A 25497-nucleotide genomic window follows, 5' to 3' on the forward strand; every position below is an offset into this window, starting at 1 on the left:
AGTGAGTTAAGGTTCAAACCCTGAAGGTAAGTATTCTATACTTTAAATGGTATGGCTGTGGCGGCGCTAAGGAGGTAGAAGTATACTTCAGCACTTATATAGTATGAGCCTCATGCCTGTGCACAGCTTTTTTATTGATTTTGTGGAGACCCTGGAACAAGCCGCTGATGAAAACAAAGCGCTCAAGAACCAGGCTAATCGGGCGATCTTACTTTTGCTGGTGCCAGCCACAGGCTACCTGAGCGGTGAAAGGTTCGGCCGTTTCGGTGCACGGCTTGGAAGGACGCACCCAAACGGCGGCTGCGGATGTAGGGCGGGTTTTGGCTAATCGCTGGGCTGCTTTTTTATAGTCCACAGGTGCTTATCCGGGTATAAAATCAACAGCGGGCGGTATAGGCCGTACGCATAAGAACTGACACTAAGGAAAACAGAGACTATGAAAGCAGTTTATTATGAAAAGTACGGCGATGCCGATGTGCTGCAGTTCGGGGAGCAGCCAACGCCCGGCATAGATGACCACCAGCTGCTGGTGCGTGTGCACGCCTCCAGCGTTAACCCCGTGGATTGGAAAATACGCGCAGGAAAGCTACTGCCTGTTTCAGGGCTCAACTTCCCCAAAATACCCGGCCGCGACATTGCCGGCGAAGTGGTGGAGGTGGGCGGCAAAGTGCTGTCCTTTAAGGTGGGAGACCGGGTATACGGCATGACGGACACGCGCAACGGAGGTGCTAACGCAGAGTATGCGGTTATCTCGGAGGGTACTGCCGTTATGGTTCCGCCAAACCTAAACTATGCCCAGGCTGCCGCTGTGCCGCTGGCCGCTCTTACCGCTTTACAGGCGCTGCGCGACAAGGGGGAGCTGGAGCAGGGCGAGCAGGTGCTGGTAAACGGTGCCTCCAGCGGCGTAGGCTCCTTTGCCGTGCAGCTAGCCAAGGCTTTGGGGGCAGGAGAGGTATCCGGCGTTTGTGGCACAGACCATGTGGAGCTGGTAAAGAGCCTCGGCGCAGACCACGTCATCGATCATAAAAAAGAAGACTTCACGGAAGCCAAAGACAAGTATGATCTGATTTTTGACGCGGTTGCCAAAAGCACGTATTTCGACAGCAAAGCAAGCCTGCGCCATAACGGCCGCTACGTAACCACGGTGCCCGACCCGAAGGATGTTGCCTTTGGCTTTGCCCTGTCCGTTTTCTCTGACAAAAAGCTCAGAGCCCTCTTCACCAACGACAAAGCCGAAGACCTGAAGCTGATCAGCTCCTGGATAGAGGCCGGTAAGGTAAAGCCAGTGGTAGACAGGGAGTACCCGCTGCAAGAGGCGGCAGCGGCGCACCGCTACAGTGAGCAGGGGCATGCTGCCGGCAAAATCATACTGGTGTCGGAGTAAGTGTGAGTGCCTCGCAATCAGGCGAGCACAAATGCTAACTTCCCGTTACAGCAGCCGTTAGATCAAAGGCTAACACAAAACCGAAAGCAAATGGAACAGGAACAGACGACACTTCTAAAGGATTATCCAATACAGGAAAAAGGGGCTTACTTTGGCGCCCTGGCCACGATGGCCTCCGCTGACGGGCACGCTTCGGAGGAGGAGCTTGAGTTTTTATACATGATGGGGGAGGCGGCAGAGCTGCCGGAGAACCTACAGCAGGAGGTGGAGCAGGTAGCCCGGAACCCCTCGCAGATTAGCCTGCAGAAGTGCCTGGATACGCTGAAGGGCAGCCCCTTGCGCTTTTCTCTCCTCACAGATATTATCAGCTTTGCGAAGGCAGACGGGAAGTATACGCCGGATGAGCAGAAGCACATTGAGGACATGGCCGCTTACCTAGGCGTGGACCAGAAGCAGTACAGTATACTGGAGCAGTATGTAAACAAAGCGGATGAGGCGCAGAAGCAGGGCGAAGACCCCACTTCACAGAGCTTTATGAACAAGAACGGCTTCGGGGACATGTTTAAGAAGGCGGGTATATCGCCGCAGATGGTACAGGGTATGTTAGGCGTACTGGCGCCCCTGGTGCTGGCCAAAATGATGGGCGGGCGCAGGCGTAGCCGCTATGGCGGTGGCCTGTTAGGCGGGTTGATGGGGGGCGGTATGTACAGAAGCGGCGGCGGCCTGGGCTCCATCATCTCCATACTTGGCGGCCTGAACGGGCGGAGAGGCTATGGCGGCATGCAGTCTGGCGGGCTCGGAGGTTTACTGGGCGGCATCCTGGGCGGTGGCAGGCGCCGCGGCGGGTTTGGCTGGTAGCTTCTAAGGCAAAGAGAGGTGGCCGGTGCCATGCCTCTTTGCCTGCACCGGCTGCTGCTTCACAAACTAGTCTCTCTCCTCCATTGGCTATAAGCTCTGTGTTTTTTATTACTGCTCAAAAGGGAGCCTACGCGATACCGCTGTTCCCTTATAGGCTTTGCGCAGCGGCTTTTCTTTATGTTACCTTTCAGGGAGTGGGTGTTTTTTGCTAGATTTAGTAAGAAACCAATCCTTTCACATGATTCGACACACTTACTTCCTGCTGCTCCTGGCGCTGGGCTTTACCGCCTGTCAGCAGCAGCCCCAGCAGGCTGTTACCGTACAGGAGCAGCAGGCGCAGCAACCGTACTACTACCCCGGGCAAGGAGATGCGTGGGAGCACCGTAACCCGGAGGAACTGGGTTTGGATGCCGCCAAACTGCAGGAGGCTGTAACATGGGCCCAAACTCAGGAAACGCAGCAGATGCTCAAAGACTTCTCTACCCAGGCCGAGATCTTTGGTGAGCCGCTGGGGCCTTTGCCCGCCAGTAGGGCCAGCACGAACGGCATCATCCTGAAAGACGGGTACATTGTAGCGGAGTGGGGCGATACCAAGGCTCCTGACCCAACCTACAGCGTCGCCAAAAGTTTTCTCTCAACCATACTTGGGCTCACGCTGGACCGGGGCATGATCCAGAGCATAAACGACCCGGTGGCAAAGTATGTGCAAGACGGCGGCTACGCTTCGGAGCATAACAGGAAGGTTACGTGGGAGCACCATGCCCGCCAGACCTCGGAGTGGCAAGGGGAGATGTGGGGCAAGAAGGATGACTTTGTAGGTAAAGAAGCCTTCGGACGGGGCGAGCGAAAGCTGCGGGAGCTACAGGAGCCGGGTGCTTTCTACGAGTACAACGATACGCGCATCAACCGCTTTGCGCTTTCGTTGCTGCGCCTTTGGGAGAAGCCGTTGCCAGCAGTGCTGAAGGACGAGGTCATGGACCCGATCGGGGCGTCCGGCACCTGGCGTTGGGTGCCCTACCGAAACTCCAATGTGGTGATCAACGAGCAACTGATGCCGTCGGTGAGCGGTGGCACGCGCTGGGGTGGCGGCCTATGGATCAGCGCCCGCGACGAAGCGCGCTTTGGCTATCTGTTTCTGCGCAACGGGCTTTGGAAAGACAAACAACTGGTGTCGGAGGAGTGGGTGAAACAGGCTACTACGCAGCGTGGCCCCGTCGGCCCGGACTACGGTTACCTCTGGTGGCTCAACACCGGCGGCGAAGCCTGGCCCGACGCGCCTACCACCAGCTATGCGGCCTTAGGCGCCGGTCAAAATACTGTTTGGGTAGATCCAGCGCATGGTATAGTTATAGTGTGGCGCTGGCATAACGGCAACCAGAATGAGCTGTTCAAGCGGGTGCTTGCGGCAGTAAAGGAGTAAAAGCGCCGACCTTTCTGTTTCCTCAGAGGGCGCTAACAGAAGCTGCCCGCGCTGTGTAGCCGTAAACAAAAAGAGAGGCCACCCCAGATGGAGTGGCCTCTCTTTTTGTACTTCTTACGAGAAGTTTAGTGGCGGCAAACACAGTGCTCGCCGGCAATGCCTTCAAAGCGTGTGTCTGTGCCTTCGTGCCAGTCAAAGGCGGTGGCATACTTGTCGTTTTCCCACCAGAACTTGCTTGGCTTCTTATCATAGTTGCCTACCTCTGCCATGGTTGCGGCATCGTACAGGCGTCCGTTCACCATCGTGTACTTCACGTGCTCAGAGTTCTGGATGTTTTCCAGCGGGTTCTTGTCCAGCACGATCAGGTCGGCCAGCTTGCCTACCTCCAGCGAGCCCAGGTCCTTGTCCATGCCCAGGTACGCTGCCCCGTTGATCGTAGCTGACTGTAGAGCCTCCAGGTTTGTCATGCCGCCTTGCTGCAGCATCCAGAGCTCCCAGTGTGCCCCCAGGCCCTGCAACTGCCCGTGGGCGCCCAGGTTAACCTTCACGCCGCTGTCAGCCAGGGCCTTGGCAGCTTTGGAGGTGGCGATGTGCCCGTTTTCATACTCTTCGTCGGGCACCAGTGTAACCCGGCGTGAGCGGCCGTCTATAATAGAGCGTGGCGTAAACTTCAGCAGGCGCTCTTTGTCCCACACGTTGGTTTTCTGATACCAGTAGTACTCACCGGAGTTGCCGCCGTAGTTCACGATCAGGGTAGGTGTGTAGCCGACCTTGGTTGCCTTCCACAGCTCCGTCACGTCTTTGTATACGGGTGCTACCGGTATGTTGTGCTCTATGCCGGTGTGGCCATCCAGTACCATCGACATGTTGTGGAAGAAAGTGGAGCCTCCTTCCGGGTACACGCTCATGTCCAGCTCGCGGGCCGCCTCAATTACCTGCTGGCGCTGCTCGCGGCGTGGCTGGTTGTAGCTCTTTACAGAGAAACCACCAACGGCCTTCAGGCGGCGCAGGTGTGAGCGGGCATCGTCCAGGCTGTTGATGACGGCCTTAAAGTTTCCGTCAGCGCCGTACAGAATTGTGCCGGTAGAGTAAATACGCGGGCCTACCATTGCGCCCGACTTCACGGCCTCCGACTGGCTGAAGACCATCTCGGTGGTAGAAGAAGGGTCGTGGGTGGTGGTTACACCATAGGCAAGGTTGGCGTAGTAAGACCACTGCTTTTGCGGGCTCATGCCCAGGCGGAAGGTGCCTAAGTGTGCATGCACATCTACAATGCCCGGCATGATCGTTTTACCGTTGGCATCGATCACCTTGGCATCCTTCGGCACGTCCACGTCTTTGCCGACTGCCACAATGCGGTTGCCGTCTACGATGATGGTGCCGCCTTCTATTACCTCGTCACCTTTCATGGTAATGATGCGGGCATTGGTGAAGGCTACTTTGCCTTCCGGCACATCCGTTTGCAGCTCCAGCCCGATCTTTGTACCTGTGGTGTCGATGGTAGGCAGCTGGTCCGGAGCGCCGGGTACAAAGGCGAAGCGCTCTTTTAGCTCGTTAGAGAAGTACTCATCGCCCAGCACCCAGTTCACCTTTTTGCTGTCGGCAGACCAGTGGATGCTGGTGCCGGCGTCGCGGGTGAAGCGAGCAACCGGAACAGCCTTGGTGTCGGCGCTCAGGTCAAGGCCGCTTCCGTTGGCCGTGAAAGGAGCCACATAACCGTTAAACAGCTCCACAAAGGCTATCCATTTGTTGTCCGGGCTGGGGTAGAACTGGTCGGTGTACTTCGAAGTATAATGCGTTTGCTCGTTCTTCCCGTTCAGGTCCACGCTCTTGAAAGCATACTTGTCGCCCTCGCTGCCCGTGAAGAACACGCGGTCTGAAGTGGCGTTGAAGAGCGGAGAGGAGCCTCGCTCCTGCACAAGGGTAGCCTTACCGCCGTCTGCAGGCATATAGTAGATACCCTGCTGCTTTCCGTGCGCATAGCCCATGTGGTTGTTGCCACCGTCTTTGCTGTACACAATGTACTTGCCGTTTGGAGAGAAGGTAGGCTCTGTATAAAAGCCCTTATCAGCGGTGAGCCTGGCAGGCTTTGCGTTCTTCCTGCGGATATCGAGCTTGTAAAGGGCTCCGTAACTGTCGTCGCTCCAGGTGGAGTACACAAGGTGCTTGCCGTCCGACGAAAAGGCAGGGTAAAACTCAAAGTCCTGGCTTTTGGTGATGCGCTCCGGCTTCCCGTTCGGCAGCTCCTTTTTATAGATGTGGCCGGCGGCATTAAACACCAGCGTCTTTCCGTCGGGAGAGGTAACGGCGTGGCGAATGGCCTTGGCGGTAAATTGCTTTGGCGAAACGCCGCCGTCTTTGCTGTGGTCGTGGCGGACGGCGTCGGCCACATAGTGGGTTGCCGTTGCCTCAAAAGGAATGTTGCTTACCTTTTGCGTGGCTACGTCAATTTTGTTGATCTTTCCATCGGCCCAGAACACCAGGTGTTTGTTGTCCGGTGTCCAGGAGAAGTACGGGTACACGCCGAAAATAGCCCATGCTTCCTGTTGATCGTGGTTCAGTTTATCGTAAATCGGCCACTGCTCGCCTGTCTGCAGGTCATGCACAAACAGCACCGACTTGGTGCGCACGCGACGCACAAAGGCCATGTACTTTCCGTCGCGGCTCAGGACCGGGCGCACGGCCCCTCCATTACCCGTGATTACGTTCTCTATCTCCCCGGTATAGCGGTCTACGCGGCGGATCACGTAGATTTGGCCGTTGGGGTCCTTGTTATACTCGAAAGTGGAGCCCCCGCTCATGTCTTCGGAGTAGTACACATACTTGCCGTCCGGCGAGGCGAAAGGCTCCCCGGCGTCCTGCTGGTCGTTTTTGCGCTTGGTGAGCTGCACGCCAGTGCCGCCTGTGCGGTGGTACATCCACATTTCGCCGGCGCCCAGGGAGCGGGTGTTGGTAAAGTGCTTCCGGGCCACAATGTACTCACCGTCCGGTGTCCAGACCGCGTTGTTCAGCAGGCGAAAGCTTTCGTTGGTAATCTGCTTGGCATCAGAGCCGTCGCGCTTCATGATCCAGATGTTATCCCCGCCACCTGCATCCGAGGTAAAGGAAATATACTGGCCGTTCGGGCTGAAGCGCGGCTGTACCTCGTAAGGGCGACCGGTGCGGAGCAGCTTTGCTTTGCCGCCGGCGAAAGGCATGATGTAGATATCGCCGAGCATGTCAAAAACGATCTCTTTGCCGTCCGGGCTCACGTCTACGCTCATCCAGGTACCTTCATTGGTCGTGATGCTTACCTCTTTCTGTGGCCCGTGTGCGGCGTCCACCTTCCATTTAGCGTCTTCTTTTTTGTCCTGGGCCTGTGCCGCGCTGTAAGGGAGCGCCAGCGCCGCCGCCAGGAATATACTCAGATAAGTGCGTTTATTCATGAGTAGAGTAGGAGTTAGGTTAGTTGAGCCTCTAAGTTAAGGATTTAGTGCTTTGGGAGAAACATTGTTTGCCTGTTTGGCCGCTGCTATAAACAAGAAGCAGCAGCCCCGGCTCAGATAACGAAGGGCTGCTGCTTATGTACTGCGTGCTTTACGGTGGCAGTGGGCGGGATAAGCTTAAAGTGCCGGGAATTTGTCCTGCGGCGGCTTCTCCTGTAGTTGCTCCAGGGCGGCTGCCGCTGAGTGCACGGGTAGCAGGCAGGTGTGGTTGTGGCAGACGTAGAAGGTGGTTTTGCCCTGTATGGCCGTTCTGTCCTGGAGCAGCGGTAGCTTGCTGCCCCCCTCCAGGCTTCCCGCCTGAATCATGTTGGGCAGGTAAAAAGAGCTGAGCTCCGCGCGCATGGCCGGTGCTTTCGGCCCTACAATGGCGACTTCGGCTGTGGGTGTAAGCTTGTGGAAGTACAGCGTTGCCCAGTTGCTCAGGTGCGAGGGCTCTTTGACCACGAGGTCTTTCATCCGCGCCAGCATCTTGTCAGACAGCTCCGTGTAGCGTTCCTCCCCAAAGTATAAACCCAGAATGTGCAGGTTAAGGGCCGTTACGGAGTTGGAAGACGGAATGACGTTGTCAAAGACCTCCTTCTTGCGGGCGATGAGCCTCTCTGCGTTTTTGTCTGTGAAATAGAACATGCCTTCCGCCTTATCAAAGAAGTTCGCCAGGGTATAGTCCGTGAGGTCCTTTGCCTCCTGTACCCACTGTTCGTCAAAGGTTACCTCATAGAGGCGGATAAAGGCCTGGGCCAGCAGCGCGTAGTCCTCCAGAAACCCGTCAATGGTGGCATGGCCTTTTTTATAGTTTCGGTAAAGTTTGTCGCCTTGCCGGAGCTTATCAAGTATAAAATGGGCGTTCTGCAGGGCCAGGTCCAAAAAGCGCTTGTTGCCGAAAACGTAGTAGGCGTCGGCCAGCCCTTTCAGCATCAGGGCATTCCAGGAAGTAAGGATTTTGTCGTCCAGGCCTGGGCGCACCCGCTTGGCGCGTACTTTCAGCAGCTTTTCTTTCCAGGTCTGCACCATGTCCTGTAGCACATCCAGCTCCAGCTCGTTTTCCCTGGCAAACTCTTCGTCGGACATGCGGCGGTGCAGGATGTTGCGCCCATGTTCAAAGTTGCCGGCGGCAGTGGCATGGTAGTACTTGGAAAACAAAGGCTCTTCTGTGCCCAGTATCTTGTGCAGCTCATCCTTGGTGAAAGTATAGAAGCGGCCTTCCTCTCCTTCACTGTCTGCATCCAGAGAGGAGTAAAAGCCTCCTTCCCTGCTCATCAGCTCACGCTCCACAAATCCGATCGTCTCATACACCACGTCATGGTACAGTGTTTCGTGTGTTGCCTGGTACGCCTCCGCATACAGGCTGATAAGCTGCCCGTTGTCGTAGAGCATCTTTTCGAAGTGCGGCACCAGCCACTCTGTGTCCACGGAATAGCGGGCAAAGCCTCCGCCTACCTGATCGTAGATACCGCCGTACGCCATCTCGCGCAGCGTACGGTGCAGGTGTTCCAGTGCCTGCTCATCCCGGGTATGGTGGTGGTAGCGCAGCAGGAAGAGGTAGTTTGTTGGCATCGGAAACTTTGGGGCGGGGGAGAGGCCGCCGTGCTTTTTGTCAAAGTGGGTGCTGAAGTTGTAAAACATCAGCCTGAAGTCCTCCTCACGCACCTGCAGCGTACCCTGCTTCAGCCCGTACTTATCTAACTCGCTCTGGCGGAGATGCTGCACGAACTGCGCCGCAGAGCTGTCCAGCTCCGCACGGTTAGACTCATAGGCCTCGGCCACGTTTTGCAGCAGGCGCATCCACTGTTGCGGCTGAAAGTAGGTGCCGCCGTAGAAGGGCTGCGCCTCCGGGTTCAGGATAACGTTGAGTGGCCAGCCTCCCTGCAGCCCCATGGCCTGCACCGCATCCATGTACACGGCGTCTACATCTGGGCGCTCCTCCCGGTCTACCTTAACGCAAACGAAGTGCTTGTTCATGATGGCGGCCACCTTTGGGTTCTCGAAAGACTGGTGCTCCATCACGTGGCACCAGTGGCAGGCGGCGTAGCCAATGCTGACGATGATCGGTTTATCCTCCTGCTTTGCCTTCTGCAGTGCTTCCTCCCCCCAAGGGTACCAGTCTACCGGGTTGTAGGCGTGCTGCAGGAGGTAGGGGCTGCTTTCATGTATGAGTCGGTTGGGTTGTTTGTCTACTGCCATAGTCGTACGTGTTTTCGGTGAGTGAGACAAGGGCTAAGGTTGCGCAAGGCTTCATGCGGCCACGGTGCAGACGCACAGGGTTGCGCTGGCCTGTTTTGCGCCCGATGCTTCCCTTGCCTGCACTAAGGTAGAAGTATAAAAAGCTGGAGGCTTCTTGTGTGCGCAGTACCCTTATCTTCCTTTTCTTACGGACAGGGCTGGTAAAAGTAGTAGACAGGCACGCGGGGCTACGGCGTTAACTGCTGTTGCAGCGCCTTTGTTTCTGCACTGGCACTGATGCCGTAGGTGCGTTCCAGTGTCTGGATCTGCTCCAACGTGTTTCTCACGAAGCTTTGGTGTGCTGCTGTGTATGGGTGGAAAGGCCGGTGTGCCACTGCCCGCTGCACTTTTGCCCATCGGCCCATAAACTGCCTGAACTCCGGGGCGTAAAAGGCATCTACAAACTTTTGCCAGATATAGTCTTCTGCCAGGGGCGTGGGGTGCAGCATGTCCTCCTTGTAAAAGCGGTAGTCGCGCAGGTCATCCATCATCATCTCATAAGCCGGGAAATACAGCACATCCTCATGCGCCTCCTGCAGTTGGTGGCTCAGCACCCGCAGCAGCGATTTGCTGACACTGTTCACCGGAATGGTTTCTTTGGTGTGGCGTACAGGGCTGACCGTCAGGAGCACCTTCAGCGTTGGGTTCTCCGCCTTCAGGAGCTGGTATGTCTCCTCAAAGGCAGCCTGCATCTCCTCGAGGGGCAGCAGCTCGCGCACAAAGTTGGCGGCGGGTAACTTGTGGCAGTTGGCGACAAGCTTGCCGCTTTGCTTCAGGCGGTAAGACACGGCGGTGCCAAGGGTTATAATCAGGAGGGACGCCTGCCGCAGGTAACTCCTGCATTGCGCCTGCCGCTCCTGCACGGTCTGTAACAGTGCTTCTTTGCTTTGGCTGGAAAGGGAGGAGTGAAGGTCGTAGGCATACCAGACCCCGTTTTGTGCTACCAGGTTATCCTTAAAGCTGTAGGGCTTGCCCAGCGCTGACTGCAGCAGCAGGCAAACGGAGACAGGGTTGAAGATGGTGCCGAAGGGGTTGACAAGAACATCCACTTTGTTTTGGTGCAATTTGCTGCCGATCACTTCGGCAAAGCAGGAGCCCATGGTCAGCACCTGCTGCTTTAGCGTTAGGTTAAGGTCTGCGGGGGATACCTGTACTTCGGTTCGGAACATATTCGAGCGCTTTTTCTTTGGTTTATACGGCAATATGGCGAAAAAAAAGCGTCCTGCCGTTTGGGCAGGACGCTTAGAGTAGTAGTCTTCTTGGTGTGCTTATTCAGCAACTACTGTGAAGTTTACCTGGTGCTTCACTTCTTTGTGCAGGTTCAGCGTAGCAGTGTAATCGCCAGCAGTTTTCACATCCTGGTCGAAAGAGATACGCTTACGGTCTACATCAAATCCTTTTGCCTTCAGAGCCTCTGAAAGCTGGTTAGTAGTTACAGAACCGAAAATTTTGCCGGTTTCACCCACTTTAGCAGGAAGCTCAAGCGTGATAGCACCGATGCTGTTAGCCAGCTCCTGTGCATCGTTCTGGATCTTCTCAGCTTTGTGCGCAGCCTGGCGGATGTTTTCAGCTACAACTTTTCTGCTAGACTTGTCAGCGATAACAGCCAGACCCTGTGGGATCAGGTAGTTACGGCCGTAGCCTGGTTTAACCTCAACAATGTCGTTCTTGTAGCCAAGGCCTTTAACGTCGTCTTTAAGTATTACTTCCATCGTTAGCCCTCCTTATTTTAAAGAATCCGTTACATAAGGTAAAATCGCAAGGTGTCTTGCTCTGGCAACCGCCTGAGACACTTTACGCTGGAACTTCAGGCTAGTACCTGTAAGTCTTCTAGGAAGGATCTTACCCTGCTCGTTCACGAACTTCAGCAGGAAGTTACCATCTTTGTAGTCGATATACTTGATACCGCTCTTCTTGAAACGGCAGTATTTCTGACGGTTTTCTTGTTTGTGTACTCTTTCGTTAACTAAGCTCATTATCCTTTAACCTCCTCTTTTTTAGCTTGTGATTTGAACTCGCCGTTTCTTCTGCGCTCGTTGTAAGCCACTGCGTGCTTATCAAGGGCAGTTGTCAAGAAACGAACTACTTTTTCATCACGGCGATAAGCCAGCTCAAGAGCGTCTACCACGTTGGTAGGAGCCTTAAACTCAATCAGGTGATAGAAACCTGTAGACTTCTTCTGGATAGGATAAGCCAGTTTACGAAGACCCCAGTTTTCTTCGTGGATAACGTCGGCGCCATTTTCCTTAAGCACCTCTCTGAACTTCTCGACCGTTTCTTGCATCTGCACCTCGTTCAACAGAGGCGTCAGAATGAAGACAGTTTCGTAATTTCTCAATTCCATCGGTTCGAATTATGTTTATAATTTTAGCCTGCAAAGGTAAGGGCCTATTTTGTTTTTAGCAAGAAATTGCGATAGATAATTATGTAGAACAGAAGCTGTAGCAGGCAAAGGGAAGGGGCGTGCGCTACACTCCTTTATAATAGAAGGTGTGAGGAAAGGGGGCGCAGCAACGGCGGCCTCTTTTGCAGCCAAACTCGAGGTTGTTTTAGTGCAATATTTTGTGGTGCAAAGTCAAATATTGAGGGAAGGATGAGTGCAATGCGAGGGTGGTATAATAGCGGTGTTTAGTTGGATGGAATGTATAATGCAAAAGATTAATGTTGTGGCGGTCTATTTAGAATTGTTTTAAATAAAAAGCCTCAAATAACAACGGAAACAGGTTTTTAGCGGCCATAGAGGGGAGGGGGTGCCGGTGGCGCTCCAGAGGCCAAATAATAAACTTATTCTATTTGATTAATGGATTTCGCATAGTAGATTTGTGGCCGTAAAGTAAATTCACCATATACTAAACACACAAGTGATCTTGGCTATGATTAGCTGTATACTTAAATCTAAAATCAAAGTTCTCTACACCTTCTTGTTTGCCTTGGTGGTGTCATTCGGTGCTTTAGCACAAGAGGCCAGCGAACAAGGGCAAGCCAGCGAACAAGGAGAAGTAGCAACGAAAGGAGTAGTGCCTGGTGCAACTGAGGGTGCAGAGGTGCCGTCAGGGGATCCAGCTGTGATTTCGGCAGGCGAGGCTCTCTTCAAAAACAACTGTGCCGTTTGTCACTCTGCCGGGAGCGACGTAATAGTGGGCCCTGGCCTGCAAGGCGTGACCGACAGACGCAGCGAAGCATGGTTGCTGAAGTGGATTAAGAACTCTCAGTCTCTGATCCAGGCAGGCGATCCGCAGGCGGTTGCTGTTTATGAGGAGTATAACAAGCAGGCGATGCCTTCTTTTGCTTTCTCTGATGATGAGATTCAGTCTATCCTAGCTTACATCGAGTCAGGTCAGGGTGTGGTATCGGCGCCGGTTGCAGGTCCTGAGGGGGCTACTGCCGGAGAGAACGTAGGTACTGATGCTATCGGAGCTGTAGGTAGCTACCTGGATATCGTACTGGTGGTGCTGATTATAGTGCTGATTGTGCTGGTTGTGACGCTGTTGCTGATCACTTCGCTCCTGAAGAACTACCTGAACAAGAACCGTACGCTGAACGAGTACGACGCAGAGGTTGTAAACCAGCGTTTCGACTTCTCTAAAGTATACAAGTCTAAGGCCGTTCGCACACTGGTGGTGCTGATTTTTGTGGTGGTGCTGCTGGACCTGTCTCTGGACAAGGTGATGGGAGTGGGTATCCAGCAAGGATACCAGCCGAAGCAGCCGATTGCCTTCTCGCACAAGCTGCACGCAGGGGAGCACCAGATTAACTGTAACTACTGCCACTCTACTGTATATAAGAGCAAGAGCGCCAGTATCCCATCTGCCAACATCTGTATGAACTGCCACAGCCAGATCAAAACAGAGTCCCCTGAAATTCAGAAGATCTATAGAGCCATTGAGCGCAACAGGCCGATTGAGTGGGTGCGTATCCACAACCTGCCTGACCTGGCTTACTTCAACCACTCGCAGCACACGCAGGTTGGTGGTATCGAGTGCCAGACTTGCCACGGCCCTATCCAGGAGATGGATGTGGTTTACCAGTATTCTCCACTAACAATGGGCTGGTGTATCGACTGTCACCGTGAAACTCCTCTTAACACAGAAGGAAACGAGTACTATGACAAGCTGGTGAAGCTGCATGACGAGTCTTCTAAAGGAGCCTTTACTGTGTCTTCTAATGGTGGTACGGAGTGTTCTAAGTGTCACTATTAATATTCTATATTTCAATTAAGTCTATTCGAGTTTTCTAGATATATTATGCAAGACAGAATAAAATACTGGAAAGGAATTGAGGAGTTGGAAAACACTCCGGAATTCGAAAAGAATGCTCATAATGAGTTTCCAGAATTCCTGCCGGTTAATGAAGCGGATGGAGGGGATGCGAACGGCAAAACTCGTCGTCGCGACTTTCTGAAGCTTCTAGGGTTTAGTATGGCAGCCGTATCGCTGGCTTCTTGTGAGACTCCGGTGCGCAAGGCTATCCCATACCTGAACAAGCCTGTAGACGTAGAGCCGGGTGTGGCAAACTGGTATGCATCCACCTATTTCCTGAACGGCGACTACAACAGCATCCTTGTAAAGACACGTGAGGGCCGCCCAATCAAGATTGAGCCAAACCCGACTTCTTCGTTAACACCACTAGGTACAAGCCCAAGAGCGCAGGGTTCCCTGTTAGGCCTGTACGACAACAACCGCCTTCGCTACCCGCTGATCAAAGGGAAAGAGGCGACATGGGAGGAAGTAGACAAGCAAATGAGCGCGCGCCTTGCCAACGTAAGAGGCAAAGTGGCTTTTGTTTCTTCTACGATCATCAGCCCGACAACTAAGAAACTGATTGACGAGTTCGGAGCGCGCTTTGCCAACTTCGAGCACGTAACATACGATGCGCACTCTGCTTCCGGCCTGCTGCAGGCTAACGGCGGCGTGATCCCCGGCTATGACTTTAGCCAGGCCAACGTAATTGTCGGCATCAATGCTGACTTCCTGGGTACCTGGTTAGCGCCGGTTCCATTCGCGAAGCAGTACATCAAGACAAGAAAAGTAGATGCTGACAACCCTACTATGTCGCGTCACTACCAGTTCGAGACCATGTACTCCCTTACTGGTGCCAACGCAGACTACCGTCAGCCAATCAAGCCGTCTGAAGAGGCGGCCCTGATAACGGCGCTTTACAACGCTATTACCGGCCAGGGCTCTGCCGCCGCGTTCGATTCAAAAGTGCTGGCCTCAGCGGTGAAAGAGCTGCAGGCGAACAGAGGCAAAGCGCTGGTAGTATGCGGATCAAACGACCCGGCTATCCAGGCCATGGTTTCTGCTGTGAACAAAGCGCTGGGCGCAGAGGGAACAACTATCGACACGGCTTCTCCTTTCTATGTGAAGCAGGGGAACGACGCCAACATGATCCGTCTGGTGAATGAGATGAACGCCGGTACGGTTGGTGCCGTGTTCTTCTACGGTGCGAACCCGGTTTACAGCTATCCACAGCAAGAGAAGATCATCAGCGGCCTGAAGAAGGTAGAGCTGAGAGTTTCTTTCGCTGACAGAGTAGAAGAAACAGCTGAGTTTGCAGAGTTCGTAACGCCAGACAACCACTTCCTGGAGTCTTGGAACGACTTTGAGCCGAGAAAAGGCTTCCTGAGCTTGGCACAGCCGGCTATCAGCCCGATTTTCACAACGCGCCAGATGCAGGACAGCCTGCTGGCCTGGAGCGGCAACAATACGAACTTCTACGAGTACCTGCGCAACAACTGGAGATCGGCTACGCCGTCCAGCGCGAAGGACTTTAACACGTTCTGGGAGAAAGTAGTGCACGATGGTGTACTGGAGAACGGTACCAGCATGCTGACAGTAAACACAACGGCTGCCCCGGGAGTACCTGGAGCGGTAAAAGTGATTAAGTCAAGCGCAATCGAAGCGGTACTGTATGAGAAAGTAAGCATCGGTACTGGCGAACTGACCGGTAACCCATGGTTACAGGAGCTTCCGGACCCGATCTCAAAAGCAACCTGGGGTAACTATGTGGCAATGCCACGTAAGATGGCCGAGGAAATGCAAGTGGTTCAGGGCGATGTGCTGAAAGTAACCATGCCGAACGGGCAAACCATAGAGCTTCCGGCCCTGATGCAGCCAGGACAGGCAAACGGAACGGTAAGTATAGCCATGGGCTATGGACGTAACGTGGAGTCTATGCCAGTTGCCAACGGACTGGGTGCCAATGCCTACCCTGTTGCTACAATCGTGGACAACGTTGTGCTTTACACAGGCCCGGTAACGCTTGAGAAAACAGGTGCTACGTCGCCTATCGCACAAACGCAGACGCACCACACCATCATGGACCGTCTGGTAGTACAGTCAAGCACACTTGCTAAGTATAAAGAGAATCCGAAGGAGGTAACGGAGTATATCCGTATTGCAACGCACGAAGGCCCTGTAAAGCCAGCGGTTATCTCTCTTTGGGATGATTATGAGTACAAGAACCACCACTGGGGAATGGTTATCGACCTGAACTCCTGTATTGGTTGCGGTGCCTGTACTATGAGCTGTAATGTTGAGAACAACATTCCGGTAGTAGGTAAGGCAGAGGTTCTGAACCGCCGTGAAATGCACTGGATGCGTATAGACAGATACTACAGCGCAGTAGAGCACGAGGAGAAGGATTTCGCAGCCATGGAGGATCCGGCAGAAAACCCATCTACAATCTTCCAGCCAATGCTTTGCCAGCACTGTAACCACGCTCCATGTGAGACTGTGTGCCCGGTGGCTGCCACAATGCACAGCTCAGAAGGTATCAACCAGATGGTATACAACCGCTGCGTAGGTACACGCTATTGCGCAAACAACTGCCCTTATAAAGTAAGACGCTTCAACTGGTTCTCTTACGCCAACAACGACAAGTTTGGCTTCAATGAACCGATGAACAGCGACTTAGGTAAAATGGTCCTTAACCCTGATGTAACAGTACGTGGCAGAGGTGTTATGGAGAAATGCTCGTTCTGCGTGCAGCGTGTGCAGCTGGGTAAACTGGAGGCGAAACGCGAAAACAGAAGACCTAAGGACGGTGAAATCGTTACAGCCTGTGCTCAATCTTGCCCAACGGAAGCTATTGTTTTCGGTGACATGAAAGATCCGGAGAGCCGTGTGTCTAAAATCCTGGCTCGTCAGAATGGAGAGCGTGCTTTCCACGTGCTGGAAGAGCTTAACACACAGCCAAACGTAACGTACCTGACTAAAATTAGAAACTTAGCTTAAATAAAATTTCGATAGCGTTATGCAGCATGTATCTCCGATAAGAGAGCCTCTTGTAACGGGGGGGAAAACATACCATGACATCACCGAGGATGTCTGCAGACAAGTGGAGGCCAAGCCCAACCCGCGTTGGGCTGCCGCCTTTGCAGTGTCGTTGGTTGGCTTAGGTATTTTCTTCTACTCCGTATACCGTACCCTGTGGTTCGGCATTGGTGAGTGGGGCTTGAATAAAACTGTAGGCTGGGCATGGGATATCACCAACTTCGTGTGGTGGGTAGGTATCGGCCACGCCGGTACGCTTATCTCAGCAGTATTGCTGTTGTTCCGCCAGAAGTGGCGTAGCTCCATTAACCGTGCAGCAGAGGCGATGACGATCTTCGCCGTAATCTGTGCGGCGATGTTCCCGGTACTGCACATGGGCCGCCCATGGCTGGCTTACTGGGTGCTTCCTTTGCCAAACACCTTTGGCTCGCTTTGGGTTAACTTTAACTCACCGCTCCTTTGGGACGTATTCGCGATCTCTACTTACTTCTCGGTATCACTGGTATTCTGGTACATCGGTCTGATCCCGGACTTTGCAACCATCCGTGACCGTGCAACTGGCCCGATCGCCAGAAGAGCCTACGCGCTTCTGTCTATGAACTGGACTGGCTCAGCTAAATCATGGTCTCGTTACGAGACGGTGTCCCTGATCCTGGCCGGTGTGGCTACGCCGCTGGTACTTTCTGTACACACCATCGTATCCATGGACTTTGCAACCTCGGTTATCCCGGGCTGGCATACAACAATCTTCCCTCCATACTTCGTGGCTGGTGCGATCTTCTCAGGCTTTGCAATGGTATTGACCCTGATGATCATCACTCGCAAGGTGTTTAAACTGGAAGACTATATCACGCTGGAGCACGTAGAGTCGATGAACAAAGTAATCATCACCACAGGTTCTATTGTGGGTGTGGCCTATACAACAGAGTTCTTCATTGCCTGGTATTCCGGCGTGGAGTACGAGCAGTACGCCTTCATCAACCGTGCTTTCGGTCCTTACTGGTGGGCATACTGGTCAATGATGACTTGTAACGTAATTACGCCTCAGCTTTTCTGGTTCAGAAAGATCAGAAGAAGCCTTACCGCTACCTTCATCATCTCCATCTTTGTGAACATCGGTATGTGGTTCGAGCGTTTCGTAATTATCGTAACCTCCCTGCACCGCGACTACCTGCCATCTTCATGGGCGATGTTCTCTCCAACTATCATCGATATTGGAATTTACGTGGGCACGTTCGGTCTCTTCTTTACCCTGTTCTTCCTGTTTGTGAAGTTCTTCCCGGTAGTGAACATGGCCGAGGTGAAAGCCATCCTGAAGTCTTCTTCAGAGGTGCCTCACGGACATCATACGCCTGCTAACTCTATGCACGGCACACACGGCACGACAACAGATACAAAATCAAAAACACATCACAATGAATAAGAAATTTGTTCTAGGTATATATGATGATGAAGATGTGCTGTTAACAGCCATCGAGAACATACGCGCTGCCGGTACTAAAATTCACGAAGTGTTTTCTCCGTACCCTATCCACGGCATTGATGATGTGTTAGGAATTAAGCGCTCCAGACTGCCAATCGTAGCGTTCTTCTGCGGCCTCTTCGGTACTTCGTTTGCCCTGTGGATGCAGATCTGGATGCTGGGCTTTGACTGGCCTATGATTATCGGTGGTAAGCCGCACATTGCCCTGCCATCCTTTATCCCGGTAACCTTTGAGTTAACGGTACTGTGTGCTGCGTTCGGAATGGTGATTACCTTCTTTATCGTAAGCAAGCTGAAACCGACACTACGTGTCAATATGTTCGACAAACGCTCTACTGACGACAAGTTTGTAATGGCAATAGAAGTAAAAGAGGGAGTAACCAACATGGCTGCTCTTAACGACCTGCTTCGCTCTAACGGTGCCATTGAAGTTAATGAGAAGGAGGTAGTAAAATAATGAAAAGATTTACATCACTAGGTTTAAAAGCCTCTGCTATACTTTTCTCTTCTGCGGTTTTCTTTGCCTGCAGCAATGAGCAAGACCCAGGTCTGGAGTATGCTCCGGACATGTACCACTCCATTCCACTGGACCCTTATTCTCAAATTAAGGAGAATAAGTTTAACCCGGGAGGCATGAACATGCGCGAGCCGGCAAGAGGCACTGTAGCGCGTGGGAAGGAAGGCTACAACCTGTACCTGTCTGTCGATACGGCAGAGGTGGCAGGCGTAGAGCTGAAGAACCCGCTTCCGTACAGCAACGAGAACCTGGCACAGGGTAAAGTACTGTACTCGCGCTTTTGCGCTCCGTGCCACGGCCCGGAGGGAGATGGACAGGGCTTAGTTGGACAAAAGTTCAAAGGTGTTCCTTCTTACTCAGCCGGTCGTGTTGCCGAGCTTCCTGCAGGGCACATCTTCCACGTGATTACGTACGGCAGAGGCCGTATGATGCCACACGGCTCACAGGTAAACCCTACCGAGCGCTGGAAGATCGTAATGTACGTGCAGCAACTGCAGCAAGGCATTGTTGATGTGCCTGCCGCTGGAGAGCAGATCGAAGATGAAGCGGGAGGAGAGGCCATCACTGACAACCCGGTAACAGGTACGCCGGAAGACACTCCTAACAAAGAAACCCCTAAAAACTAAGTCTAAGGCATAATTAATAGGATAATGACAGAAGAAAGACTCATCATTTCCAGAAAAACGAATAACAAGTTTTTCTTAATGATAGCTGTAGGTGTAGTTTTGCTTATAGCAGGTATCATTTTTATGGCCGCAGGCGGGGGAGCAGAGCATGCTGCAGAAGGGCATGGAGAAGCCGCAGCTGCGGGGCACGAAGCTGCTTCATGGTCTAAGCGCTTGTTCATAAACCTTTGGCTGAACAACGTATACTTTACAGGCATAGCGCTGATCGGCACGTTCTTCGTTGCCGTGCAGTATGTCGCTTACGCTGGTTGGTCTGTACTGATCAAGAGAATCCCGGAGGCACTGAGCTATTACCTGCCAATCGGCGGTGTGATAATGCTGCTGGTGTACCTGTTCGGCTCACACGATATTTTCCACTGGACACACGAGTACCTGTACGATGTAAACGACCCGCGCTATGACCCGATCATCGCCGGTAAGTCAGGTTACCTGAACACGGCCTTCTTCCTGATCCGTATGGTGGCGTACTTCGCCCTGTGGACACTTTTCTTCATGTGGTTGAGAAAGAACTCCATTGATGAGGATTTGAACGGTGGTACAGACTATTACCATAAGAGCATCCGTATCTCAGCGATGTTCCTGGTGGTGTTCGGTATTACTTCCTCTACATCTGCCTGGGACTGGGTACTGTCTATCGACACACACTGGTTCTCAACCATGTTCGGCTGGTATGTATTCTCTAGTTGGTGGGTATCAGGTTTGGCGGCTGTAACTCTTGCCGTAATCATCCTGAAGCAGAACGGTTACCTGAAAATGGTGAACTCCAACCACCTGCACGACCTGGGTAAGTTTGTGTTTGCATTCTCTATCTTCTGGACGTACATCTGGTTCTCGCAGTTCCTGCTTTACTGGTATGCCAACATTCCGGAAGAAGCGATCTACTACATCGACAGACTAGGCGGTAACCAAGGGCACTACATGTGGATCTTTTTTGTAAACCTACTGGTAAACTTTGTGTTCCCGTTCCTTGTTCTGATGACAAGAGATGCCAAGCGTCAGATGATCATGCTGAAACTGGTTACCATTGCTATCCTTATCGGTCACTGGCTGGACTTCTACCTGATGATGATGCCAGGTACCATGCGTACAGATGGCGGTATCGGATTCATTGAGGTGGGTACTGCGTTGATGTTCCTGGGTATATTCCTGCTTGCCTTCACAAAAGGCCTGACCAAAGCTTCTCTGGTGCCGGTTAACCACCCGTTCTTAGAGGAGAGTGTTCATCATCATGTTTAGAGATTATACTAAAAGCGTTATATAATGATTACGATCGCCATAGTTTTATCCGTCCTTCTACTATTAGTTATCCTGTACCTGCTCTTCAGGATAGGAACACTTGCCTCCATTTTCAGAGGCTCTTCAGAACGTCCCGCGGGTACAACTAAAACCAGCAATCGCGTTAACGGTACCCTCCTGCTGCTTTTCCTGATAGGTGGTGGTGCTGCTTTCGCATGGTCTTTCGCTGATGCGTGGGACACTATGAACCTTCCGTTGGCTTCGGTGCACGGAGAGTGGACTGACAACCTGTTCTGGACGACAATGATCATCATTGGTGTGGTGTTCGTTATCACGCAGATCCTGCTGTTCTTTTACTCTTACAAGTACCAGCACAAGGATGATAAGCGCGCCTACTACTACCCGCACAACAACAAGCTGGAGATCGTCTGGACGATGATCCCTGCGGTAGTAATGGCACTGCTCGTATTCGGTGGCTGGAAGACCTGGACTAAGATTACCAGCGCCGCCCCTGAGGATGCTGTGGTAATTGAGATTATGGGCAAGCAGTTTAACTGGATGGTGCGCTACCCAGGTGAAGATGGCAAGCTGGGGGTAGCAAAGCATACCCTGATCGATGCTACAAACGAACTGGGTGTTGACTTCTCCGATGAGAATGCGCTGGACGATATTATCAACCCGCTGCAGATTCACGTGCCGAAAGGGAAGCCTGTGCTCCTGAAGATCCGCTCAAGAGACGTAATCCACAGTGTGTTTATGCCGCACTTCCGCCTGAAAATGGATGCTGTGCCGGGTATGCCAACCAAATTCTGGTTTGTACCAAGCAAGACCACCGTTGAAATGCAGAACGAGACCGGAAACCCTGACTTTAAGTATGAGCTTGCTTGTACAGAAGTATGCGGACGCGGCCACTTCGCCATGCGCTATGTAATTGTGGTGGACGAGCCAGAAGACTACGAAGCGTGGATAGCTGAACAAGCTCCTTTTGTGGAGCAGAACCCTCAGGTATTAGCGAAGTTTACTGACGGTGCAAAAAAAGAGCTTGCATCTAAGGCACCTGCGGAGCATGCAGCAGAAGAAGTAAAAACTGAGTTGTAGCATTCAAATCCCTTTAAATATGTCTAGTACTGATATTTCTATTCATGAGGAGGTGCATCATGCCCACGAGGAGCATGATCATCACCACGATCAGAACTTTTTCGAGAAGTACATCTTTAGCCAGGACCATAAAGTTATTGCCAAGCAGTTCCTTTTCATGGGTATTGCCTGGGCCTTCATCGGTGGCTTCTTGTCTATACTCTTCCGCCTGCAGTTGGGCTGGCCTGAGGCCACCTTCACTTTCCTGGAGCCAATCCTGGGAGGCTGGATCGAGAACGGTAAACTGAATCCGGAGTTTTACCTGGCGCTGGTTACGATGCACGGCACCATCATGGTGTTCTTCGTACTGACAGCCGGCCTGAGCGGTACCTTCTCCAACTTCCTGATTCCACTGCAGCTTGGTGCGCGTGACATGGCCTCTGGCTTCATGAACATGCTCTCTTTCTGGATCTTCTTTGTTTCCAGCATTATTCTGTTCTCTTCTTTATTTATAGAGACGGGCCCTGCAGCCGGTGGCTGGACAGTTTATCCTCCGCTGAGCGCGTTGCCGGAAGCTATTCAAGGTTCAGGTGACGGTATGACGATGTGGCTGATCGCGATGGCGCTGTTCATTGTGTCGCAGCTGCTGGGCGGTGTGAACTACATTACTACCATTATCAACCTGAGAACAAGAGGTATGTCTATGACAAAAATGCCTCTGACGATCTGGGCATTCTTCCTGACTGCCGTTCTTGGTCTTTTGGCCTTCCCGGTACTGTTCTCTGCCGCATTGCTGCTGATCTTCGACCGTAGCTTCGGTACCAGCTTCTTCCTGTCTGACATCTACATCGCAGGACAAGCATTAACAAACACAGGTGGCAGCCCGATCCTGTTCCAGCACTTGTTCTGGTTCCTGGGTCACCCGGAGGTGTATATCGTAATTATGCCAGCGTTCGGTATCGTGTCAGAAGTAATTGCCACGAACGCACGTAAGCCAATCTTCGGTTACCGCGCCATGATCGGTTCACTGATCGGTATCTCTGTGCTGTCTTTCGTTGTGTGGGCGCACCACATGTTCGTAACAGGTATGAACCCTTTCCTGGGCTCCGTCTTTATGTTCCTGACCCTGATCATTGCCGTGCCTTCGGCGGTGAAGGTGTTTAACTACATTGCAACACTTTGGAGAGGTAACATTCGCTTCACAGCCGCGATGATGTTCGCAGTTGGTTTCGTGTCGCTCTTCATCTCGGGCGGTCTGACAGGTATTATCCTGGGTAACTCCTCTCTGGACATTCAGCTGCACGATACCTACTTCGTAGTAGCTCACTTCCACCTTGTAATGGGTGCTGCGGCCTTCTTCGGTATGTTTGCTGGTGTTTACCACTGGTTCCCGAAAATGTTCGGACGCATGATGGATGAGAAGCTGGGCTATGTACACTTCTGGTTCACGTTCGTAGCGGTATACCTGGTGTTCATGCCAATGCACTACATCGGTATCGCCGGTTTCCCAAGAAGATACTATAACTGGACGGGCTTCGAGACCTTCAATATCTTTACTGACCTGAACACGTTCATCAGTATTTCGGCTATTCTTGGTTTCTCGGCACAGTTGATCTTCCTGTTCAACTTTATCTACAGCATTTTCCGTGGCCGCAGAGCTACGGCTAACCCATGGCACTCTAACACGCTGGAATGGACTACGCCTGCACTGCCAGGACATGGCAACTGGCCTGGAGAACTTCCGGTAGTGTACAGATGGCCTTATGACTACAGCAAGCCTGGTGCTGCTGAAGATTACATCCCGCAAACAGTACCTTTTTCTCAGACAGCATCTTCAAACATGCCGCACGAGAAAGAGTTAGAATAAAAGATTGATGGCTAACAAATCTTTTCAGTACAAAAGATTTAAGCGTATTGGAGTAATCACGGTTATTGCCGTTTACTTTCTGATATTGGTCGGAGGAATCGTTCGTAGCACAGGTTCAGGCATGGGTTGCCCGGACTGGCCTAAGTGCTTCGGCAGTTGGGTTCCTCCGACTGATGTTAGCCAACTACCGGAGGATTACCTAGAGGTATACAAGCAGAAACGAATCGAGAAAAACGAGAAGCTCGCAGGTCAGTTAGATAAGCTTGGCTTTGACGAAGTATCGGCGGCTATTTTCTCCCACCCGAGCCAGTTTATAGAGACAGAGTTCAACGTCACGAAAACCTGGATCGAGTATGTGAATCGTTTGGTAGGTGTACTGATAGGTTTTTTTATTTTACTGACGGTAGTTTATGCTTTCCCATACCTAAAGTCAGATAAGGTCGTCTTCTTTCTGGCGCTCGGCAGTTTTGTGCTGGTAGGGTTTCAGGGTTGGTTAGGGTCCATTGTGGTATCCACGAACCTTCTCCCGGTAACCATTACCGTACACATGGCACTGGCGCTGGTAATTGTTGCCATGCTCCAGTACGCTGTTGCCAGGGCCCACAGAGACGAAGTACAAGCTGAATTAAGGTATTCAGGCCAGGTTAACTGGTTGTTGTGGATTATAGCGGTGGTAACCTTTGGGCAGATCCTGTTAGGAACGCAGGTGCGCGAAGAAGTTGACTTGGTTGCCTACATGATGAACGGCGCAAACAGAGAACTGTGGGTGGATAAGCTGGGAACCAGCTTCTATGTACACCGCTCGTTTTCGATCGTGGTTGTCGCGCTTCATGTGTATGTGGCCGCCCTGCTGTACAAACTCCGTAACAAACAGATAGCAAGGCTGACGAATGTCATGCTGGTTTTGGTCGGTGCAGAAATAGTTATCGGTATTATCATGGCGTATTTTGCCATACCTCCGGTACTGCAACCGCTGCACCTTACCCTCGGGTCCCTGTTGTTCGGGGTTCAGTTCCAGCTTCTTATTGTTTACCATTATGCCTCTCGCGAGGCAGCAAAACCGCAAGTAGTTGTTCCACATTAATGTACACACAACAAAAGTCAGATACACTACTGCACGCTTCCACCATGGCTACTAAAGCATCAGCATACTTTCAGTTACTCAAGTTTCGCCTAAGTCTGACTGTTGCTTTCTCCAGCGCCATCGGTTTTATACTTGGTTACCCGAACACGCATTGGTACGACATTCTGCTTGTGATGCTGGGAGGGATGCTGGTGACTGGCTCAGCTAACATCATCAACCAGATTCTGGAGAAGGACCTGGACAAGTTGATGAAGCGAACGTCAAAGCGCCCACTGCCAACCGGGCAGTTAAGCGTAACAGAGGCCGCTGTGTTCTGCGTGATGCTAGGGCTGGCGGGCTTAGCGCTTCTCGGCTTTTATTTTAATGCGCTTACGGCTGCGCTCTCCTTACTTTCGCTGGTCTTGTATGGCTTTGTCTATACACCGCTGAAGAGGATGAACCCCATCTGTGTTTTTGTGGGGGCGATACCGGGCGGTATGCCCCCCTTGATCGGATGGGTTGCTGCGACGGGAGCCATCGAGATAGAGGCGATTATACTTTTTGGCATTCAGTTTTTCTGGCAGTTCCCGCACTTCTGGGCTATTGCCTGGGTGCTGGATGACGACTACAAGAAAGCAGGCTTTAAGATGCTGCCAATGGCTGGCGGTAAAAATCTGAAGACGGCGATACAGATCATGATCTATACTCTGGTGCTGATCCCGTTGAGCCTGTTGCCGCTGCAGTTCGGTATGACCGGAGCGACCTCAGCCATGGTTGCTGTAGTATGCGGAGTGCTGTTCTTAGCTCAGACGTTTTATCTCATGCGCACTTGCTCTAAGAAGGCGGCGATGAGTATCATGTTCGGCTCCTTTTTGTATCTGCCGATCGTGCAGATAGCCTTTGTGTTAGATAAAATTTAGTTGTAGC

Annotated in this window: 19 protein-coding genes; 13 read left to right on the forward strand and 6 right to left on the reverse strand. The window is 52.3% G+C overall.

Going from position 1 to position 25497, the window contains the following annotated elements; translation table 11 throughout:
* The first annotated feature begins 436 nt into the window (after positions 1-436).
* The 3 genes from CA264_RS01235 (at position 437) to CA264_RS01245 (ending at position 3662) form a co-directional block, all read left to right on the forward strand.
* A complete protein-coding gene (locus tag CA264_RS01235; protein ID WP_025604003.1) occupies positions 437-1384 on the forward strand; it encodes an NAD(P)-dependent alcohol dehydrogenase in 948 nt (315 codons plus the stop codon).
* Positions 1385-1474: 90 nt separating this feature from the next.
* Entirely contained in the window at positions 1475-2242 is a 768-nt protein-coding gene (locus tag CA264_RS01240; protein ID WP_025604004.1) for a tellurite resistance TerB family protein, read from the forward strand.
* Between the two features lie 238 nt (positions 2243-2480).
* A complete protein-coding gene (locus tag CA264_RS01245) occupies positions 2481-3662 on the forward strand; it encodes a serine hydrolase domain-containing protein (protein ID WP_025604005.1) in 1182 nt (393 codons plus the stop codon).
* Positions 3663-3787: 125 nt separating this feature from the next.
* Here CA264_RS01245 and CA264_RS01250 read toward each other — a convergent pair whose 3' ends face one another.
* The 6 genes from CA264_RS01250 to rpsF all read right to left on the reverse strand — a co-directional run bounded on the left by CA264_RS01250 (position 3788) and on the right by rpsF (position 11711).
* Positions 3788-7087 carry an amidohydrolase family protein gene (locus CA264_RS01250; RefSeq protein ID WP_036774982.1) on the reverse strand — a complete coding sequence of 1100 codons (3300 nt, stop codon included), beginning with the start codon at positions 7085-7087 and terminating at the stop codon, positions 3788-3790.
* 177 nt (positions 7088-7264) lie between these two features.
* The gene (locus CA264_RS01255; protein ID WP_025604007.1) at positions 7265-9328 is read right to left on the reverse strand and encodes a thioredoxin domain-containing protein; all 2064 of its coding nucleotides are present in this window, start codon (positions 9326-9328) and stop codon (positions 7265-7267) included.
* Positions 9329-9555: 227 nt separating this feature from the next.
* Positions 9556-10536: a GSCFA domain-containing protein gene (locus CA264_RS01260; protein ID WP_025604008.1), complete on the reverse strand. Its 981-nt coding sequence runs from the start codon at positions 10534-10536 to the stop codon at positions 9556-9558.
* A 99-nt stretch (positions 10537-10635) separates the two neighbouring features.
* Positions 10636-11079, reverse strand: a complete 444-nt coding sequence (rplI, locus tag CA264_RS01265) for a 50S ribosomal protein L9 (protein ID WP_025604009.1) — start codon at positions 11077-11079, stop codon at positions 10636-10638.
* Positions 11080-11091: 12 nt separating this feature from the next.
* The gene (rpsR, locus tag CA264_RS01270) at positions 11092-11343 is read right to left on the reverse strand and encodes a 30S ribosomal protein S18 (protein WP_007652662.1); all 252 of its coding nucleotides are present in this window, start codon (positions 11341-11343) and stop codon (positions 11092-11094) included.
* Positions 11343-11711 (reverse strand): 30S ribosomal protein S6, encoded by a 369-nt coding sequence (gene rpsF / locus CA264_RS01275; RefSeq protein WP_025604010.1) that lies wholly within the window; start codon positions 11709-11711, stop codon positions 11343-11345. The genes rpsR and rpsF overlap by 1 nt, the downstream gene beginning before the upstream one ends.
* A 529-nt stretch (positions 11712-12240) precedes the next feature.
* Between rpsF and CA264_RS01285 the strand changes: the two genes are divergently transcribed.
* From CA264_RS01285 to cyoE, 10 genes are read left to right on the forward strand one after another with little or no spacing between them, the layout of a single operon-like run.
* Positions 12241-13566, forward strand: coding sequence for a c-type cytochrome (locus CA264_RS01285; protein ID WP_025604011.1), 1326 nt, complete (start codon positions 12241-12243; stop codon positions 13564-13566).
* A 45-nt stretch (positions 13567-13611) separates the two neighbouring features.
* Complete coding sequence (locus tag CA264_RS01290) at positions 13612-16602, forward strand: TAT-variant-translocated molybdopterin oxidoreductase (protein ID WP_025604012.1); 2991 nt, start codon at positions 13612-13614, stop codon at positions 16600-16602.
* Positions 16603-16621: 19 nt separating this feature from the next.
* Positions 16622-18064: an NrfD/PsrC family molybdoenzyme membrane anchor subunit gene (gene nrfD / locus CA264_RS01295; protein ID WP_025604013.1), complete on the forward strand. Its 1443-nt coding sequence runs from the start codon at positions 16622-16624 to the stop codon at positions 18062-18064.
* Complete coding sequence (locus CA264_RS01300) at positions 18057-18581, forward strand: DUF3341 domain-containing protein (RefSeq protein WP_025604014.1); 525 nt, start codon at positions 18057-18059, stop codon at positions 18579-18581. Before nrfD ends, CA264_RS01300 begins: the two co-directional genes overlap by 8 nt.
* Entirely contained in the window at positions 18581-19267 is a 687-nt protein-coding gene (locus CA264_RS01305; protein ID WP_025604015.1) for a c-type cytochrome, read from the forward strand. Before CA264_RS01300 ends, CA264_RS01305 begins: the two co-directional genes overlap by 1 nt.
* A gap of 24 nt (positions 19268-19291) precedes the next feature.
* A complete protein-coding gene (locus tag CA264_RS01310; protein WP_025604016.1) occupies positions 19292-20563 on the forward strand; it encodes a hypothetical protein in 1272 nt (423 codons plus the stop codon).
* Positions 20564-20587: 24 nt separating this feature from the next.
* Positions 20588-21661 carry a cytochrome c oxidase subunit II gene (locus tag CA264_RS01315; protein ID WP_025604017.1) on the forward strand — a complete coding sequence of 358 codons (1074 nt, stop codon included), beginning with the start codon at positions 20588-20590 and terminating at the stop codon, positions 21659-21661.
* Between the two features lie 19 nt (positions 21662-21680).
* Complete coding sequence (locus tag CA264_RS01320) at positions 21681-23507, forward strand: cytochrome c oxidase subunit I (protein WP_025604018.1); 1827 nt, start codon at positions 21681-21683, stop codon at positions 23505-23507.
* A 7-nt stretch (positions 23508-23514) separates the two neighbouring features.
* Entirely contained in the window at positions 23515-24591 is a 1077-nt protein-coding gene (locus CA264_RS01325) for a COX15/CtaA family protein (RefSeq protein ID WP_025604019.1), read from the forward strand.
* 44 nt (positions 24592-24635) lie between these two features.
* The gene (gene cyoE, locus CA264_RS01330) at positions 24636-25490 is read left to right on the forward strand and encodes a heme o synthase (protein ID WP_237151156.1); all 855 of its coding nucleotides are present in this window, start codon (positions 24636-24638) and stop codon (positions 25488-25490) included.
* Positions 25491-25497 lie beyond the last annotated feature (7 nt).

Source organism: Pontibacter actiniarum (assembly GCF_003585765.1).
GTDB classification, from domain to species: domain Bacteria; phylum Bacteroidota; class Bacteroidia; order Cytophagales; family Hymenobacteraceae; genus Pontibacter; species Pontibacter actiniarum.

Excerpts from the sequence above, each read along its gene's own strand:
- CA264_RS01235 (WP_025604003.1), top strand. The coding sequence starts at position 437 with ATGAAAGCAGTTTATTATGAAAAGTACGGCGATGCCGATGTGCTGCAG.
- CA264_RS01240 (WP_025604004.1), top strand. The coding sequence starts at position 1,475 with ATGGAACAGGAACAGACGACACTTCTAAAGGATTATCCAATACAGGAA.
- CA264_RS01245 (WP_025604005.1), top strand. The coding sequence starts at position 2,481 with ATGATTCGACACACTTACTTCCTGCTGCTCCTGGCGCTGGGCTTTACC.
- CA264_RS01250 (WP_036774982.1), bottom strand. The coding sequence starts at position 7,087 with ATGAATAAACGCACTTATCTGAGTATATTCCTGGCGGCGGCGCTGGCG.
- CA264_RS01255 (WP_025604007.1), bottom strand. The coding sequence starts at position 9,328 with ATGGCAGTAGACAAACAACCCAACCGACTCATACATGAAAGCAGCCCC.
- CA264_RS01260 (WP_025604008.1), bottom strand. The coding sequence starts at position 10,536 with ATGTTCCGAACCGAAGTACAGGTATCCCCCGCAGACCTTAACCTAACG.
- rplI (WP_025604009.1), bottom strand. The coding sequence starts at position 11,079 with ATGGAAGTAATACTTAAAGACGACGTTAAAGGCCTTGGCTACAAGAAC.
- rpsR (WP_007652662.1), bottom strand. The coding sequence starts at position 11,343 with ATGAGCTTAGTTAACGAAAGAGTACACAAACAAGAAAACCGTCAGAAA.
- rpsF (WP_025604010.1), bottom strand. The coding sequence starts at position 11,711 with ATGGAATTGAGAAATTACGAAACTGTCTTCATTCTGACGCCTCTGTTG.
- CA264_RS01285 (WP_025604011.1), top strand. The coding sequence starts at position 12,241 with ATGATTAGCTGTATACTTAAATCTAAAATCAAAGTTCTCTACACCTTC.
- CA264_RS01290 (WP_025604012.1), top strand. The coding sequence starts at position 13,612 with ATGCAAGACAGAATAAAATACTGGAAAGGAATTGAGGAGTTGGAAAAC.
- nrfD (WP_025604013.1), top strand. The coding sequence starts at position 16,622 with ATGCAGCATGTATCTCCGATAAGAGAGCCTCTTGTAACGGGGGGGAAA.
- CA264_RS01300 (WP_025604014.1), top strand. The coding sequence starts at position 18,057 with ATGAATAAGAAATTTGTTCTAGGTATATATGATGATGAAGATGTGCTG.
- CA264_RS01305 (WP_025604015.1), top strand. The coding sequence starts at position 18,581 with ATGAAAAGATTTACATCACTAGGTTTAAAAGCCTCTGCTATACTTTTC.
- CA264_RS01310 (WP_025604016.1), top strand. The coding sequence starts at position 19,292 with ATGACAGAAGAAAGACTCATCATTTCCAGAAAAACGAATAACAAGTTT.
- CA264_RS01315 (WP_025604017.1), top strand. The coding sequence starts at position 20,588 with ATGATTACGATCGCCATAGTTTTATCCGTCCTTCTACTATTAGTTATC.
- CA264_RS01320 (WP_025604018.1), top strand. The coding sequence starts at position 21,681 with ATGTCTAGTACTGATATTTCTATTCATGAGGAGGTGCATCATGCCCAC.
- CA264_RS01325 (WP_025604019.1), top strand. The coding sequence starts at position 23,515 with ATGGCTAACAAATCTTTTCAGTACAAAAGATTTAAGCGTATTGGAGTA.
- cyoE (WP_237151156.1), top strand. The coding sequence starts at position 24,636 with ATGGCTACTAAAGCATCAGCATACTTTCAGTTACTCAAGTTTCGCCTA.